Here is a 14,308-nt window from a genome sequence, read left to right as displayed (position 1 = left end):
GTTCCCGGGCCGTCACCTACAGCGACCAGGCGGGCCCGGACCCCGTGGCCGTGTGGCGGGACGACGTCGAACCCAACCTCAAGCAGGCGGACGGCTACGACCGGATCGGGGCGATCCGCGCGACGACGTACCAGGGCCGCAAGGCCGCCGACATGGAGTGGACGGCGGACGTCGACGGCACCCGGGTGCACACCTACGGCCGGGGCTTCCTGCTCGGTGGGGGCCGGAGCTTCTCGCTGCGCTGGACCACACCGGACGCCGACTGGGACAAGGCCGCGAACCAGGAGGCATTGCGCACCTTCTTCAAGACCTTCCGGCCGGAGTCAGTCTGACCGGCGCGGGGCGCGCAGGGCGGTGAGGGGGCCGCGATGCAGCGGAGTGGTGTGCCAGTGCGCGGTGAGCGTCCCCTCCGCGAGGGAGCAGGTCAGCGCCAGACGGTGCGGGGTCTCCAGGAACACCACGTCGACGGCCAGCGTGCCGCCGTCGGTCCAGCCGCCGCTCACCGCGGTCGGGACGGGTTCCTCGGCTACCGTCCAGCCCTCCCGCGCGATCCGCAGGTCGAGCCGGTCCGGGCGGTCCCCCGCTCCGGTGAGGGTGAGCGTCCAGCCGTCGGCGTCCCGGATGAGCCCGGCCGAGCGGACCGGTCCGGCCGCTTCGGAGTTCGTGAACGCGGCGCCCGCCCAGTCCCGCTCCCGGTCGAGGGGTCCGGGACGGCCCGGGACGGGCGGCAGCGCGAGTCGGCCGAGGCGCACCCGCAGCTCCCCGTCGGCGGCCTCGCGGCCGGTCAGCGGCTCGGGGCCGAAGGCGGGCAGCAGATGCTTCCAGACCAGGTTCAGGTACTCCTGCATCCGCTCGGTCGCCGAGGTCGCCGCGATCACCACGTCGTGCTCCGGCAGCACCAGGCAGAACTGGCCGAACGCGCCGTCACCCCGGTAGCCGTGCCGGGACGTCCAGAACTGGTAGCCGTAGCCCTGGTCCCAGTCCTGCCGGTCCAGGTCTCCCATCACGCCGGCGGTCGGTGTGCGGGGGTGCGAGGCCCGGGCCGCCCATCCCTCGGGCAGCAGCCGCTCGCCCTTCCAGAGCCCGTCGCTCAGGTACAGCTGTCCGAGTCGGGCGACCGCGTCGGTGGTGGCGTGCAGGCCGCTGAAGCCGAGCTCGCGGCCGGTGCGGTCCCACAGCCAGGCCACCTCGCCGATGCCCAGCGGATCGAGCAGCCGCGGCCGCAGGTACGCGGTGAGCGGCTGCCCGGTCACCCGCTGGACGATCGCGGCGAGCGTGTAGGTGGCGGGCTGGTTGTAGGCGAAGACGGTGCCCGGCTCGGCGTCCGGGGGCAGCAGCAGGAACTGCCGGACGGGCTCGGAGACGTCCCGCCCGAAGACCTCGTCGACGGTGTCCCGCCGGTGGCCGCTCGCCATGGACGCCACGTGCCGTACGAGCATGGCCCGGCTGCGCGGGTCGGTGATGTCGGCCTCGAACTCCGGGAAGTACGAGGTCACGGGTGCGTCGAAGTCGAGCAGCCCCTCGGCCTCGGCCAGGGCTGCGGCGGTTGCGGTGAAGCTCTTGCTGAGCGAGTACAGCAGGTGGCGGCGTTCGGCGGTGTACGGCGCCCACCAGCCGGCGGCGACCAGTTGCCCGTGCCGCATGATCATCAGGCTGTGCGGCTCGATGCCGGGCGCCGCTTCGAGTGCGTCGAGGAAGGCGTGCACCCCGTAGGCGTCGACGCCTTGTGCGGCGGGACCGGAGGAGGGCAGGGCGGAGGCGCTCATGCGTGCATCCTGCACCCGCCGGCGACCTTGATCGAGCCGTTTTCAAGTCCTGTGTCAGGGGACTCGCCGGTTATGGTGCAAATCGGATACACGATGATGACCGAGCAGGCCGGCCCCCGAGAGCTCGTCGACCACGTGGTGCGGGCCGAGGAGGCGGGCTTCGACTTCTCGGTGACCTCCGACCACTACTTCCCGTGGCTGCGCTCGCAGGGCCATTCGCCCTACGCGTGGGCCGTGCTCGGTGCGGCGGCCCAGGCCACGTCACGTATCCCGCTGATGACGTATGTGACGTGTCCGACGTTCCGCTACCACCCGGCGGTGGTGGCGCAGAAGGCCGCGACGCTGCAGTTGCTGTCCGAGGGCCGGTTCCGGCTGGGACTGGGATCGGGCGAGAACCTCAACGAGCACGTGGTGGGCGGCGGCTGGCCGTCCGTCGACGTGCGGCACGAGATGTTCGAGGAGGCCGTGGAGATCATCCGGGCCCTCTTCGAGGGCGGCCACGTCAACCATCGCGGCACGCACTTCGACGTGGAGTCGGCCCGGCTGTGGGACCTGCCGGACGAGGCGCCGCCCATCGGCATCGCCGTCTCCGGGGAGCGGTCCTGCGAACTCGCGGGCCGGCTCGGCGACCTGGTGATCGCCACCGAGCCCAAGGCCGGGCTGCTGGAGTCGTTCGACCGGCACGGCGGCCAGGGCAAGCCCCGCGTCGGCCAGCTGCCGGTCTGCTACGACCCCGACCGGGACACGGCCGTCAAGCGGGCGCACTCCCAGTTCCGCTGGTTCGGCAGCGGCTGGAAGGTCAACTCGGAGCTGCCGCACCCGGATTCCTTCGAGGCGGCGACCCAGTTCGTCACCCAGGACGACGTCGCCGACGCCATCCCGTGCGGTGACGACCCGGACGCGTTCGTCGAGGCCGTCCGCCCGTACGCCGAGGCCGGATTCACCGAGGTCGCCCTGGTGCAGATCGGCGGTGAGTCGCAGCCGGCGTATCTGGACTGGTCGGAGAAGACCCTGCTGCCCGCGCTGCGGGACGCGTTCGGCTGAACCCCTCGGCCAGCGCCTGCACAATCTGCTCGACCAGTTGAGCCCTCCGCCCCGGGGGGCTCTTCTTCACGAGCGCGCTGATCCGCTGGGCCTCCTCGGTCGTGGGCAGGAACCCCGCCAGGAGCAGGGGCAGCAGCAGCCGCCGGACGAGCACTTCGCCGTCCGAGCTGACCTGCGGCCTGCGCACCACCGAGACGTTGACCCGGATCGCGTGCTCGTTGCCGGGCGGGACACCCGGCCGGTCCGTCTCGATCGCGGCGTAACGGTATCCGTGTGCCCGGTCGCAGGCCGGGCAGCCGACCGGGCCGCGGGTGAGCCGGTCGCCGCAGTCGGGGCACCGGAGCCGGTCGAGAGCGGCGTCCACCAGCCGCCAGTCGTGCCGGTCGGGTTCGGCGGCGACCATCTCGGCCAGGGTCCGCTCCTGGGTGCCGCCCGGTGTGGTGTCCCACTGCCGCAGGAAGGCGGCCCACTCCTCCTCGACGATGCCGTCCACCAGGTCCCGGCAGATGCCACAGTCGGGGGCACCGCCGTACGCGTACCCGCCGCACTCCGCACAGCGGCGCAGCGCCTCGCTCTCCCCTGCTCGCACCATGCCCGGCATCCTCGCGCACCCGCGACCGGGGGCGACAACGGTTTCCGGGCGGGTGGTGCGGGCGGTGAACGGCGAGGTCAGCGGGTGCCGCTAGGCTTCCGTGCGCACCTCGTGCCATCCGATCTGCCCCGCCTCAGGAGAGTCGTCCGTGACCGTAGCCATGACCCCGCCCGAGACGTCCCCCGCCGCCCCGGCGCCCGTGTCCGACCTGGTCGCGCGGGACGCGCGGGAGTTCGGGGCGTACGCCCGGACCGGAGGGTGGGCCTTCGGGCTGAAGGTGGCGCGCAGTGTGCGGCCCGGCGGGCAGGGCGCGGACGAGACGCCCAAGGTGTCCGCGAAGGAGTTCGCGGAGCTCGCCGGCTGCTCCCCGGAGCGGGTCATGCGCTACTACAAGGCGTGGGACCGGGCGGCCGATGACGGAATGGTCCCGCAGTTCGAGGCGCTGACGCCCGGTCAGGAGGTGGAGCTGCCGGACGCCGACGTGTGGCTGAGCTACTACGTCTCCCGCAACAGCGCCACGTCCGAGCGCGGCACCGCCATCTCCGAGGCCGCCGAGGCGGAGGGCATCCGGCCCACGAAGGCGCTGGAGGTCGCGGAGAACCCCACGGCCCTGCGGGCCGCGATCCTCGCCGACCCGTCCACCGCCCGGGCGGCCCGCCAGGCCCTGCTGGACCGGGTCCGTGAGGACCCGGACCTCCAGTCGGAGCTGGCTCGCGACGTCGTGCGCACCGACGAGCTGAAGAAGGCCGTCGCCGGTGAGAGCAGAGCGGCCGACCGGATCGGCTACGTGCGCCAGATCGCCGAGTCGGGGCAGATCAAGACGCCCGCCGGCCAGACCGTCGACGCGCCCTCCGACCTGCGTCAGGAGGCCGAGCGGCACCTGTCGCTCATCGACGAGCTGGACGAGGGCGAGGACGCCGGCGAGTGGGCAGCCGAGGCCTACGACACCATGAAGTCCCTCGTGGTCGAGGCCGTGGAAGCGGACCCCGGGCTGCGGGTGCAGGAGCGGCGCACGAAGTTCTACAGCAGCCTGCAGAAGGCGACGAAGGTGTTCGAGGAGCTGACCTTCGACGACGCCGGAGAGTTCTACGAGGACGACATGGTGCAGCGCCTGGAGGAACTCCAGCGGGCGGTCGCCGTCTGCATCGAGTCGCTGCGCGGTGCCCGTGGGAATCACCCGGTCGGCTGAGCATTTCGACGGAATCGGGGGTACTAGAGGGCTCTACGTCGGTTCTTCCCGGAGGCCCCCTCGTGAACTCGTTCGTCCACAAGACCCTGGTGGTGCAGCTCCAGGCGGGTGACACGGAACGTTTCTCCGTGCTCGCCCACCTGAGCTACGACGCCGCGGACCCGTTCGCCGTCACCGTGGTCTTCAGCCACGACGGCCGTGTCCTCGCCCGGTGGCAACTGGACCGGGAGATGCTCGGTGACGCGCTGCGCCGTCCGGTCGGGGTGGGCGACGTGCGGATGTGCCCGCAGTCGCGGGGGATGTGGCAGGAACTGCGCATGGAGTTCCTCGGCGATGCCCGCCCCGACGGCGGCCGGCACCACGCGGTGGTGTTCGGGTGGGCGCCGGGGTTCGCGGCGTTCCTGCGCGAGACCCACGAGGTGGTCCCCCCGGGCCGCGAGGAGGTCCACGTCGACGACTTCCTTGAAGGAGTCCTCGCCGGGGGCTGAAGCGCGGCCGGTATGAGTAGGCGTACTCATGCCGAGGGCCCGCCCCCGCCACGACGATGGGCTCCCCCGAAGAGGAGCCCGCCATGCCCGCTGTGTCCGACGTACGCCCGGGTCGCCGGCCGTCGCTGCCCGCCGCCCTCGTGTGGGGCGTGCTCGTGGTGCTGGTCCTGTCCGGATGGCACCCGCCCGACCGCATGACCTGGTTCCTGGAGGTCGTCTGGGTCGTCGTGGGCCTGCCGCTGCTGGTACTGACCCGGCGGCGCTTCCCGCTCACCGGCCTGCTGTGCTGCCTGCTGGCCGCCCACGCCGTGGTGCTGATGGTGGGCGGCCACTACACGTACGCCGAGGTGCCGCTCGGCGACCGGGTCCGGGACACCTTCGGCCTGGACCGCAATCCCTACGACCGGTTCGGCCACCTGATGCAGGGCTTCGTCCCGGCCGTACTGGTGCGCGAGCTGCTGGTGCGCACCTCGCCGCTGCGCGGCAGCCGCTGGCTCGCGCCGCTGACCGTGTGTGCGTGCCTGGCCTTCAGCGCCGTCTTCGAGATGCTCGAGTGGGCCGCCGCGGTGGCCGGCGGGCACGCGGCGGACGCCTTCCTGGCCACCCAGGGCGATGTCTGGGACACCCAGTGGGACATGTTCTGCGCGCTGATCGGGGCGAGCGCGTCGCTGCTGCTGCTCAGCCGGGTGCACGACCGGCAACTGGCCACGGTGCCGTCACCGCGAGGTGTGGCGGCGACGGGTCCACAGCGGCAGGACGAACCAGCACAGCAGGTACCAGCCGACCACGCCCGCGACGAGGTAGGGCACGAAGCCGTCGTGCGTCGCCACGCGAAGGATCAGCAGCAGTGACGCTGTCGTCGTGGCGAGCAGCAGCACGAGGCCGAGCAGGGTGAGCCGGGAGGCCAGCTGCACCGCCTGGGGTTTGACACGCCGCCCGGAGACGAGGCGGTGCAGGGACACCGGGCCTATGAGCGCCCCGGTCGCGCAGGCGCCCAGGACGACCGTCACGAGGTAGATCGTCTGGTCGGTGTCGGAGAGTCTTGCGTACTTCTCGGTGAACACCACGGTGAGCAGAAAGCCGAACAGGATCTGGACGCCCATCTGCGCCACGCGGACCTCCTGGATGAGCTCCTGCCACATCCGGTCCGCTCTCTCCTCCTCCGTCTCGTTGCGCCCCCGGCGCATGGCCCCGCCCTCAGCCGCGTCCGCCACTGTTCCCTCCCGGTGTGAGATCCGAGCCCTCCTCTTTCCCGGGTTCCCCGGAACGACTCCTCGTCCCGGGGACCGGCGGCGGTTTGAGCGATCAGGGGACGGTTACACGGACGGCGCGAATGACGCAGAACCCGAGGAGGTCGTGGACGCATGTCCGGTACGCAGCTCACCGTGACGCTCAGCGGCGGAGGCACCGACGACGCGCGAGCGGTCGTCCGGGCCCTGGAAGGCACGTTCGGAGCGCCGGACGAGCTCCCCGCCGACGGGAACGCGACGGTCCACACGGCGACCTTCGACGGGGAGAGCGGCGTGGGTTCCGCCGGTGGTGACGGAGAGGCCTCCGGGCGGCTGTCCGCGCCGGTGACCGTCACCGTGCAGGGCAGCCCGGAGGCCGTGCGGCGGGCGAGCGACACGCTCACCCGGGTCTTCACGGCACGCGATGACGGTGCCGCCTCCGGCGACCAGGAGCAGGAGAGGCAGCTCCTCCTGGAGCCGTGAAAGCCGGGCCGTGAAAGCCGGACCGTGAACCGGCCTCACCAGCGGGATTCGACCTGGTCCTTGATACGTCGGTCGTACAGGTCGCGGATCGCCGCCGTCGTCTCACCGGGCAGCTCCGGGAGGCGGGCGGCGGCCGCGTTGGCCCGGGCCTGCTCCGGCGAGCGCGCGCCGGGGATCACGGTCGTGACGCCGGGCTGCTCGACGATCCAGCGCAGGGCCAGCTGGGCCGGGGTGTATCCCTCGGGGGCGAGTGCCGCGAAGTCGGCGGCCGCCTCCACACCGGTGGCGTAGTCGACGCCGGAGAAGGTCTCGCCCTGGTCGAAGGCCTCGCCGTGGCGGTTGTAGGTGCGGTGGTCGTTCTCCGGGAAGACGGTGTCCCGGGTGTACTTGCCCGAGAGCAGGCCGGAGGCCAGCGGCACCCGGGCGATGATGCCGACGCCCGCCGCACGGGCGGCCGGGAGCACCTCGCGCAGGGGCTTCATGCGGAACGGGTTGAGGATGATCTGCACGCTCGCCACGTTCGGCCGGGCGATCGCGGTCAGCGCCTCCGCACAGGTCTCGACGCTGACGCCGTAGGCGGCGACCCGTTCCTCCTCCACCAGGGTGTCGAGGGCATCGAACACCTCGTCCGTGGAGTAGACGGGTGTCGGCGGGCAGTGCAGCTGTACCAGGTCGATCCGGTCCACGCCGAGGTTGCGCCGGCTGCGGTCGTTCCAGGCGCGGAAGTTGTCGAGGACGTAGTTCGCGGGGATCTGGTCGACCCGGCGGCCCATCTTCGTGGCGACCATGACGTGCAGGTCCGGGCGCCCGCCGAGGAACGTGGCGATGGTCTGCTCGCTGCGGCCGTCGCCGTACACGTCGGCGGTGTCGAAGAAGGTCACCCCGGCCTCGGCCGCCGCCTCCAGCACCGTGAGGGCTTGCTTGTCGTCGACGTCTCCCCAGTCGGCCCCCAGCTGCCAGGTGCCCAGACCGATGACGGAGGCGTGCTGACCCGACCTGTCGAATGTGCGCTCGTCCATGGGCGTCAGTGTGTCACCTGTCACGACACCGCGCGGAACGTGTTCATCCGGCCCGTCGAGCCCGCGTAATTCACTCACACGAGTGAATCGAGGCGGCAGGAACGCGTCACGTGTCAACCGGCCCCTAGCGTGACCCCACGTGACCACTGGTTCAACGAACAATCACCCGTCGGACGCCTCGTCCTGGACGCGCCGGCGTCTCCTCCTCACCGCCGCCGCGCTGGCCGTCGTACCCGGTCTGCCCGCGGATCCTGCGGCCGCCGCCGCGGAGCTGCCCGACTTCCCGGGGGACGTCGCGCTGTACCGCTCGGCGTACCGGAACTGGGTCGGTGAGATCACCGCCGACGGCCTGTGGGCCTGTGCGCCGGACAGCCCGGACCAGGTGGTCGCCGTCGTCAACTGGGCGTGGCGGCACGGGTGGCGGGTGCGCGCCCGGGGCGCCTCGCACGGCTGGTCGCCCCTGACGGTCACGGAGGGGACGCCGTCCGGTGCGCCGGTCCTCCTCGTCGACACCACGCCCCACCTCACCGGCCTGGCCCTGGAGTCCCCCACCGCCGTGCGCGCCGGAACCGGCGTGACCATGGAGGCCCTGCTGACCTTCCTGGAGGAGCACGGCCTCGGCGTCACGGCCGCCCCCGCTCCCGGGGTGCTGACCCTGGGCGGTGCGCTCGCCGTCGACGCGCACGGCACCGCCGTACCCGCACGGGGTGAGCGACTGCGGTCCGGGCACACGTACGGCTCGCTCAGCAATCTGATCCTGTCCCTGACGGCGGTCGTGTGGGACTCCGGGGCCGGCGCGTACGTGCTGCGCACGTTCCACCGCGACGAGGTGGACTGCGCCGCGCTGCTGACCCACCTCGGGCGGTCCCTGGTGACCGAGGTGGTGCTGCGGGTGGGCGCGAACACCGACCTCAGGTGCGTGAGCCGTACGGATATCCCGGCCGGCGAGCTGTTCGCCGCGCCCGGCTCGGGCGAGGGGCGGACCCTCGCGCGTTTCCTGGACGAGGCGGGGCGGGTCGAGGCGATCTGGTTCGCCTTCACCGAGCATCCCTGGCTGAAGGTGTGGAGCCTCTCCCCCACCCGGCCGCTGGCCTCCCGGAAGGTGACCCGGCCGTACAACTATCCGTTCTCCGACAACATCCCGGGGCCGGTGGCGGAGCTGGTCGGCCGGATGACGTCGGACGCGGCCTGGTACCTGGCGCCGGTGCTCGGCACCGCCCAGTACGAGGCCGCTGCGCTGGGGCTGGTGACGACGCTGTCCGCCGACCTGTGGGGGCCGTCCAAGAACACGCTGCTGTATCTGAAGCCGAGCACGCTGCGGGTGCACGCCGACGGGTACGCGGTCCTCACCTCGCGGGACCGGGTGCAGCAGGTCGTCTCCGAGTTCGCCGCCTTCTACCGCGAGCGGCTGGCGGCGTACGCCGCCCGGGGCAGCTTCCCGGTCAACGGCTCGGTGGAGATCCGGGTGACCGGCCTGGACGACCCGGGCGACGTGGGGGTGCCCGGAGCCCGCCCGCCGCTGCTGTCGGCGCTCCGGCCGTCCGAGGACCACCCCGAGTGGGACACGGCCGTGTGGCTGGATGTCCTCACGCTGCCGGGCACGCCGGACGCGGAGGCCTTCCTGCGCGAGATCGAGCGGTTCCTCCTGCGCACGTTCGACGGCGGTTTCGCGCTCACCCGGGTGGAGTGGTCCAAGGGGTGGGCGTACACGGACGACGGGGTGTGGAGCGACGAGGAGGTGCTGGGCGGCGTGGTTCCGGCGGCGGTCGGCTCCGCCCGGTGGACGGAGGCGGACAGTGTGCTGGACCGGCTCGACCCGCACCGCGTGTACGGCAACGCCTTCCTGGACCGGCTGTTCGGCTAGGGCGTCAGGTACGCCTGGACTGTCGGAGCGTACCGGTCCGTCAGGGCGTCGACGGTGCTCGCCCGCAGCTCGGTGCCGCGGGCGATGCCGTACATCACCCCCAGGCCGAGCAGGGTGGCCACGGCCAGTTCGGCGCGCAGGGCGGCGTCGGGGCCGGTGAGGCGGGCGGTGAGGCGGTCGGTCACCTGGGTGCGGAAGTTGGCGCGCAGGATGTCGCCCTGCTCGCCGTGCAGGGGCGCGAACACGATCCGCAGGAGCGGGTCGGCGCCCTGCTCGGACTGGCTGACCAGGACGTGCCGGACCATGTGCGGGCCGAGGGCGTCGAGCGGCGCGGCGAGCAGCGCTTCGGCGTCGGTCTCGAAGGACATGACCCGGGCGAACAGCGTGTCCTTGTTGCCGAAGTACTTCAGGATCAGCGGCGGGCTCACTCCGGCGCGGTCGGCGACGGCCTTGAGGGTGATGTCGCCGTGTGCGTGCCTGGCCAGCAGGTAGCGGGCCGCTTTCAGGATGGCCGTCCTGGTCGACTCGGCGTCCCTGCGGGCGGGCGTGGGCGTGACGGGTGGAGTGCTCACGGCACTCATGCTCCCTCCATCGCCTGGTCGCGCGCGCCCCGGGTGCGGTCCCGGGCCCGATCCGGGCCGTTGGTGGCGTCCTCGGCGTCCTCGGCGGAGTCGCCCGGGATGCACAGGGCCGCCGCCGCGGCCAGCAGGGCGACCGCGCCGGCCATCGCGAACGCCAGCAGATAGCCGTGCAGGGTGGGTACCGGGGCGCCGCCGACCGGCCTGGTGTGGTGCACCAGGACGGCGGCCACGGCGGCGCTGGAGCCGGCCTGGCCGATCGTGCGCATCAGGACGTTGACGCCGTTGGCGGAGGCCGTCTGCTCGGGCGGTACGGCCCGCAGGATGAGGGTGGGCAGCGCAGAGTAGGCCAGGGTGGTGCCGATCGCGACGACCGTGGCCCCCGCGATGATCATCCACAGCTCACGGCTGTCGGCGATGCGCACCGCGTACCCGGCGGCGATGACCGACGCCCCGAGGGCCAGGGTGATGCGCGGCCCGCGGGCGGCGGAGATACGGGCGGAGACGGGCGACAGCAGCAGCATGACGATGCCGCTGGGCAGCAGGCACAGCCCGGTGGCGACGATGGACAGCCCGAGCCCGTACCCGGTGGCCTCGGGCGCCTGCACCAGCTGGGCGGTGACGAGGGTGTTGGCGTAGAACGCGAACCCGGCGAGCAGCGCGGCCACATGGGACAGGCCGACCCGGGGCCGTCCCGCCAACCGCAGGTCGACCAGCGGCCGTTCGGCCCGGAGCTGCTGCCAGGACCAGAGCACGAGCACGACGAGGGCTGCGGCGAACAGACCCACGACACGGTCGCTGCCCCACCCCCACTGCCCGCCCTGCGACACCCCGAGCAGCAGGCAGACCAGCCCGGTGGCCAGCCCGATCGTGCCCGGTACGTCGAAGCGGCCGGGCTCACGCACCGGCGACTCGCGCACCGCCCACCACACCGAGGTCACGCCCGCGGCGCCGAGGGCGCTGGTCACCCAGAACATGGTGTGCCAGTTCGCGTACTGCACGATCACCGCGGCCAGCGGCAGGCCGAGCGCGGCGCCGATGCCGACGGTGGAGCTCATCAGCGCCACGGCCGATCCCCGGCGTTCCGGCGGCAGCTCGTCCCGCAGGATGCTGATGGACAGCGGAACGACCGCGGCGGCGGCACCGGACAGGGTGCGGGCGGCGATGAGTACGGCGATGTCGGAGGTCAGGGCGCACAGGACCGAACCGGCGGTCATCAGCCCGAGGGCCGCCATGAGCACCCGCCGCTTGCCGTACATGTCGCCGGCCCGGCCCAGGACCGGCGTGAGGACGGCGCCGGAGAGCAGGGTGGCCGTCACCATCCAGGAGACCGTGCCCGCCGAGGCGCCGGTGAGCCGGGGCAGGTCGGGCAGCAGGGGCACGACCACGGTCTGCATGACGGCCATGAGGATGCCGCCGAACGCGAGCACCGGGACGGTGAGCCGTTCCCGCAGGGTGTTCGCACCGGGCGGCTTGCGTATCGCGGGTGTCTGGTCCATGGGCGCTCCAGCGGGCAGCGCGCCGGGCTGGGGCGCGGGTGAATTGTCATTCACCTTAACTGGTGAATAGCGATTCACTCAAAAACTGGGCCTCGTTGATTACCGAGAGATCTCAGCCTTCCACTCAGAGTAGCGATATGGGGACTCCTCGACCCGCCCGCCGGATCGCGCCAGTTTCACGGCGTGACGCGTACCACGAGCAACGGCCGGCTCGGGCAGAAACATCCGCCACAGCACCCTTCGCGGGCGGAATTTCCCCTTCCGTACTCGCACTCGACCTCCTTGAAGCAAGATCATCTTGATTCAACCTTGCACGACATGAGGGGAATTGCCCGGATCGCAGCCAACCGGCTCGCGTGGATTTCTCCCGGTAGCGGGCGGGCCGGTAGGCATGCGGGGTCATCAGCCGAACCCACCCAGGAGGTCCGTATGCCGGAACTCAGCCGTCGCAGCGCGCTCACCGCCGCGGCCGTCCTCGCCACGAGCGCGGGGGCGTTGTCAGCCGTCACCCCGGCCTCGGCCGCCGGTCACCACGACTCCCCCGGGACCTTCGACGAGGTCTACAAGGGACGCCGGATACAGGGCCGCCCGGCCACCGGGTCCGGTCACCACGGCCATCACGGCGCGGGATACGCGGTGTTCGTCGACGGGGTGGAGCTGCACGTGATGCGCAACGCCGACGGCAGCTGGATCAGCGTCGTCAGCCACTACGACCCGGTCGCCACCCCGCGCGCCGCCGCCCGCGCCGCGGTGGACGAGCTGCAGGGCGCGCCACTGCTGCCCTTCCCCGCCAACTGACCTACCACGCACGGTATCTGGAGCACCCGCACATGGCTGTCCGCAAGAACCAGTCCACCCTGACCGCCGACGAGAAGCGGCGTTTCGTCGCCGCGCTGCTGGAGCTGAAGCGCAGCGGCCGCTACGACGAGTTCGTCACGACGCACAACTCGTTCATCGTCTCCGACACCGACAACGGCGAGCGGACCGGGCACCGCTCACCGTCCTTCCTGCCCTGGCACCGAAGATTCCTCCTGGAGTTCGAGCGGGCGCTGCAGTCGGTGGACGCGTCGGTGACGCTGCCCTACTGGGACTGGACGGTCGACCGTACGCCGCGCGCCTCGCTGTGGGCGCCCGACTTCCTCGGGGGGACCGGGCGGGAGCGGGACGGCCGGGTGACGGACGGGCCGTTCTCCGCGTCCGGCGGGAACTGGCCGGTCAACGTACGGGTCGACGGCCGTACGTTCCTGCGGCGCTCCCTCGGTTCCGGTACGCGCGAGCTGCCGACACGGGCCGAGGTCGAGTCGGTGCTGGCGATGCCCACGTACGACATGGCGCCCTGGAACAGCGGCTCGGACGGTTTCCGCAACCACCTCGAAGGGTGGCGGGGCGTCAATCTGCACAACCGCGTCCACGTCTGGGTCGGCGGGCAGATGGCCACCGGGGTCTCCCCCAACGACCCGGTGTTCTGGCTGCACCACGCGTACATAGACAAGCTGTGGGCGGAGTGGCAGCGCCGCCACCCCGGCTCGGGGTATCTGCCCACCGCCGGGACGCCGAACGTCATCGACCTGAACGAGACGATGCGGCCGTGGCACGACATGAGCCCGGCGGACCTGCTGGACCACACGCGGTTCTACACGTTCGACGTCTGATCAGACGGTCGCGCCCGAGCGGCACTCCGGGTGGCCCCAGCCGCTGTCGTTCTTGGCGATGGGCTCCCCGGCCGCGTACGAACGGCCGCACTGGCAGCGGCCGGGGAACTTCGCCTTGATGGTGCGCGAGGAGCCCTTCCCGCCCGCGGCCTTGGCCGTGCGGGCCGCGCCGCCGCGCGGGCGGGACCGGGGGGCCTTCGCCGGGGTGTCCGGGGAGGGCGGCGGTTCGGGAGAACCGAGGCCGCTGCCCGCGGGCTCCTGGACGACGGCGGCCTGGCTGGCGGCGCGGTCGGCGAAGTCGTTGAGCCGGTCGCCGTCGACCTGGTGGGCGGGGACGTAGCGGAACTCGACCGAGCGGCCGTCGAGGAGCTCGTCGATGCGCACGACGAGGTCCTGGTTGGCGACGGGCTTGCCTGCGGAGGTCTTCCAGCCGTTGCGCTTCCAGCCGGGCAGCCAGGTGGTGACGGCCTTCATCGCGTACTGCGAGTCCATCCGGACCTCGAGCGGCACGTCCGGGTCGGTCGCCGCCAGCAGGCGCTCCAGCGCGGTGAGTTCGGCGACGTTGTTGGTGGCCTTGCCGAGCGGCCCCGCCTCCCACCGCTCCGGCGTCTCGGAAGCGTCGGCGACGACCCAGGCCCAGCCCGCGGGCCCGGGATTTCCCTTCGAAGCCCCGTCACACGCGGCCACAACACGTTCACGCATGCGCTCGATCATGCCATGACCGCGGCGGCCGTCCGGCCGGGAGGTCCCGGGACAGCACACCTAGGGCCTGTCGTTTGGATCAGGCCGCAGGGAATCGACGGATCCTTTCAACGCCGGTGAGCGGGGCCTGGCGCGTGGAGCTGCAAGGCGGAGGCCTTCGGGAGTCGAAGGGTCCGGCCGGCTTGCTGTGGAAGGTGGGCGGC

15 protein-coding genes and 1 pseudogene are annotated in these 14,308 nt (G+C 72.1%); 9 read left to right on the top strand and 7 right to left on the bottom strand.

Annotated elements, in window-relative coordinates; all coding sequences use genetic code 11:
• Nucleotides 1–332: serine/threonine kinase C-terminal domain-containing protein (locus ABT116_RS31140; RefSeq protein ID WP_502983965.1), on the top strand; the 332-nt coding region annotated here is incomplete at its 5' end.
• Here the strand turns inward: ABT116_RS31140 and ABT116_RS31135 are convergent.
• Entirely contained in the window at nucleotides 324–1,766 is a 1,443-nt protein-coding gene (locus ABT116_RS31135) for a serine hydrolase domain-containing protein (RefSeq protein WP_351640655.1), read from the bottom strand. The genes ABT116_RS31140 and ABT116_RS31135 overlap by 9 nt on opposite strands.
• A gap of 72 nt (nucleotides 1,767–1,838) precedes the next feature.
• Here ABT116_RS31135 and ABT116_RS31130 point away from each other — a divergent pair, with 72 nt between their 5' ends.
• A complete protein-coding gene (locus ABT116_RS31130) occupies nucleotides 1,839–2,810 on the top strand; it encodes an LLM class F420-dependent oxidoreductase (protein ID WP_351640654.1) in 972 nt (323 codons plus the stop codon).
• Here ABT116_RS31130 and ABT116_RS31125 read toward each other — a convergent pair.
• Nucleotides 2,707–3,402, bottom strand: a complete 696-nt coding sequence (locus ABT116_RS31125; RefSeq protein WP_351640653.1) for a hypothetical protein — start codon at nucleotides 3,400–3,402, stop codon at nucleotides 2,707–2,709. The genes ABT116_RS31130 and ABT116_RS31125 overlap by 104 nt on opposite strands.
• Before the next feature lie 160 nt (nucleotides 3,403–3,562).
• Here ABT116_RS31125 and ABT116_RS31120 point away from each other — a divergent pair, with 160 nt between their 5' ends.
• The 3 genes and pseudogenes from ABT116_RS31120 to ABT116_RS31110 form a co-directional block, all read left to right on the top strand.
• The gene (locus ABT116_RS31120) at nucleotides 3,563–4,591 is read left to right on the top strand and encodes a hypothetical protein (protein ID WP_502983966.1); all 1,029 of its coding nucleotides are present in this window, start codon (nucleotides 3,563–3,565) and stop codon (nucleotides 4,589–4,591) included.
• A gap of 62 nt (nucleotides 4,592–4,653) precedes the next feature.
• Nucleotides 4,654–5,079 (top strand): SsgA family sporulation/cell division regulator, encoded by a 426-nt coding sequence (locus ABT116_RS31115; RefSeq protein ID WP_351640649.1) that lies wholly within the window; start codon nucleotides 4,654–4,656, stop codon nucleotides 5,077–5,079.
• A gap of 56 nt (nucleotides 5,080–5,135) precedes the next feature.
• A pseudogene (locus ABT116_RS31110) lies at nucleotides 5,136–5,717 on the top strand (DUF2238 domain-containing protein); the annotation flags it as partial.
• Between the two features lie 78 nt (nucleotides 5,718–5,795).
• On the opposite strand, the gene ABT116_RS31105 reads toward ABT116_RS31110, so the two are convergent.
• The gene (locus ABT116_RS31105; RefSeq protein ID WP_351640647.1) at nucleotides 5,796–6,293 is read right to left on the bottom strand and encodes a DUF6328 family protein; all 498 of its coding nucleotides are present in this window, start codon (nucleotides 6,291–6,293) and stop codon (nucleotides 5,796–5,798) included.
• Nucleotides 6,294–6,443: 150 nt separating this feature from the next.
• On the opposite strand from ABT116_RS31105, the gene ABT116_RS31100 reads away from it, so the two are divergent.
• Nucleotides 6,444–6,791, top strand: a complete 348-nt coding sequence (locus ABT116_RS31100) for a hypothetical protein (protein WP_351640646.1) — start codon at nucleotides 6,444–6,446, stop codon at nucleotides 6,789–6,791.
• Between the two features lie 35 nt (nucleotides 6,792–6,826).
• Here the strand turns inward: ABT116_RS31100 and ABT116_RS31095 are convergent, their stop codons facing one another.
• Complete coding sequence (locus ABT116_RS31095) at nucleotides 6,827–7,810, bottom strand: aldo/keto reductase (protein ID WP_351640645.1); 984 nt, start codon at nucleotides 7,808–7,810, stop codon at nucleotides 6,827–6,829.
• A 139-nt stretch (nucleotides 7,811–7,949) separates the two neighbouring features.
• Here ABT116_RS31095 and ABT116_RS31090 point away from each other — a divergent pair, with 139 nt between their 5' ends.
• On the top strand, nucleotides 7,950–9,674 hold the full coding sequence (locus tag ABT116_RS31090; RefSeq protein WP_351640643.1) for a cholesterol oxidase substrate-binding domain-containing protein: 1,725 nt from the start codon (nucleotides 7,950–7,952) through the stop codon (nucleotides 9,672–9,674).
• Here ABT116_RS31090 and ABT116_RS31085 read toward each other — a convergent pair.
• Together ABT116_RS31085 and ABT116_RS31080 are read right to left on the bottom strand one after the other, a co-directional pair.
• Nucleotides 9,671–10,255 (bottom strand): TetR/AcrR family transcriptional regulator, encoded by a 585-nt coding sequence (locus ABT116_RS31085; RefSeq protein ID WP_351640641.1) that lies wholly within the window; start codon nucleotides 10,253–10,255, stop codon nucleotides 9,671–9,673. The genes ABT116_RS31090 and ABT116_RS31085 overlap by 4 nt on opposite strands.
• Nucleotides 10,252–11,751, bottom strand: a complete 1,500-nt coding sequence (locus tag ABT116_RS31080) for an MFS transporter (RefSeq protein ID WP_351640639.1) — start codon at nucleotides 11,749–11,751, stop codon at nucleotides 10,252–10,254. Before ABT116_RS31080 ends, ABT116_RS31085 begins: the two co-directional genes overlap by 4 nt.
• 429 nt (nucleotides 11,752–12,180) lie before the next feature.
• Here ABT116_RS31080 and melC1 point away from each other — a divergent pair, with 429 nt between their 5' ends.
• Both melC1 and melC2 read left to right on the top strand, forming a co-directional pair.
• Entirely contained in the window at nucleotides 12,181–12,549 is a 369-nt protein-coding gene (gene melC1, locus ABT116_RS31075; RefSeq protein WP_351640637.1) for an apotyrosinase chaperone MelC1, read from the top strand.
• A gap of 32 nt (nucleotides 12,550–12,581) precedes the next feature.
• The gene (melC2, locus tag ABT116_RS31070; protein ID WP_351640636.1) at nucleotides 12,582–13,403 is read left to right on the top strand and encodes a tyrosinase MelC2; all 822 of its coding nucleotides are present in this window, start codon (nucleotides 12,582–12,584) and stop codon (nucleotides 13,401–13,403) included.
• Here the strand turns inward: melC2 and ABT116_RS31065 are convergent, their stop codons facing one another.
• Complete coding sequence (locus tag ABT116_RS31065) at nucleotides 13,404–14,117, bottom strand: ribonuclease H family protein (RefSeq protein ID WP_351640634.1); 714 nt, start codon at nucleotides 14,115–14,117, stop codon at nucleotides 13,404–13,406. It abuts the gene before it with no gap.
• Between the last annotated feature and the right edge of the window lie 191 nt (nucleotides 14,118–14,308).

The organism is Streptomyces sp. NPDC002130 (genome assembly GCF_040296465.1).
Taxonomy (GTDB): Bacteria; Actinomycetota; Actinomycetes; order Streptomycetales; family Streptomycetaceae; genus Streptomyces.
Note: the sequence above shows the minus strand (reverse complement) of the source record. Positions and strands in the feature narration are given on the sequence as shown.

Coding starts and splice junctions, on each gene's coding strand:
- ABT116_RS31125 (WP_351640653.1), bottom strand. CDS start 3,402: ATGGTGCGAGCAGGGGAGAGCGAGGCGCTGCGCCGCTGTGCGGAGTGC.
- ABT116_RS31100 (WP_351640646.1), top strand. CDS start 6,444: ATGTCCGGTACGCAGCTCACCGTGACGCTCAGCGGCGGAGGCACCGAC.
- ABT116_RS31085 (WP_351640641.1), bottom strand. CDS start 10,255: ATGAGTGCCGTGAGCACTCCACCCGTCACGCCCACGCCCGCCCGCAGG.
- ABT116_RS31130 (WP_351640654.1), top strand. CDS start 1,839: ATGGTGCAAATCGGATACACGATGATGACCGAGCAGGCCGGCCCCCGA.
- ABT116_RS31135 (WP_351640655.1), bottom strand. CDS start 1,766: ATGAGCGCCTCCGCCCTGCCCTCCTCCGGTCCCGCCGCACAAGGCGTC.
- ABT116_RS31120 (WP_502983966.1), top strand. CDS start 3,563: ATGACCCCGCCCGAGACGTCCCCCGCCGCCCCGGCGCCCGTGTCCGAC.
- ABT116_RS31095 (WP_351640645.1), bottom strand. CDS start 7,810: ATGGACGAGCGCACATTCGACAGGTCGGGTCAGCACGCCTCCGTCATC.
- ABT116_RS31080 (WP_351640639.1), bottom strand. CDS start 11,751: ATGGACCAGACACCCGCGATACGCAAGCCGCCCGGTGCGAACACCCTG.
- melC1 (WP_351640637.1), top strand. CDS start 12,181: ATGCCGGAACTCAGCCGTCGCAGCGCGCTCACCGCCGCGGCCGTCCTC.
- ABT116_RS31065 (WP_351640634.1), bottom strand. CDS start 14,117: ATGATCGAGCGCATGCGTGAACGTGTTGTGGCCGCGTGTGACGGGGCT.
- melC2 (WP_351640636.1), top strand. CDS start 12,582: ATGGCTGTCCGCAAGAACCAGTCCACCCTGACCGCCGACGAGAAGCGG.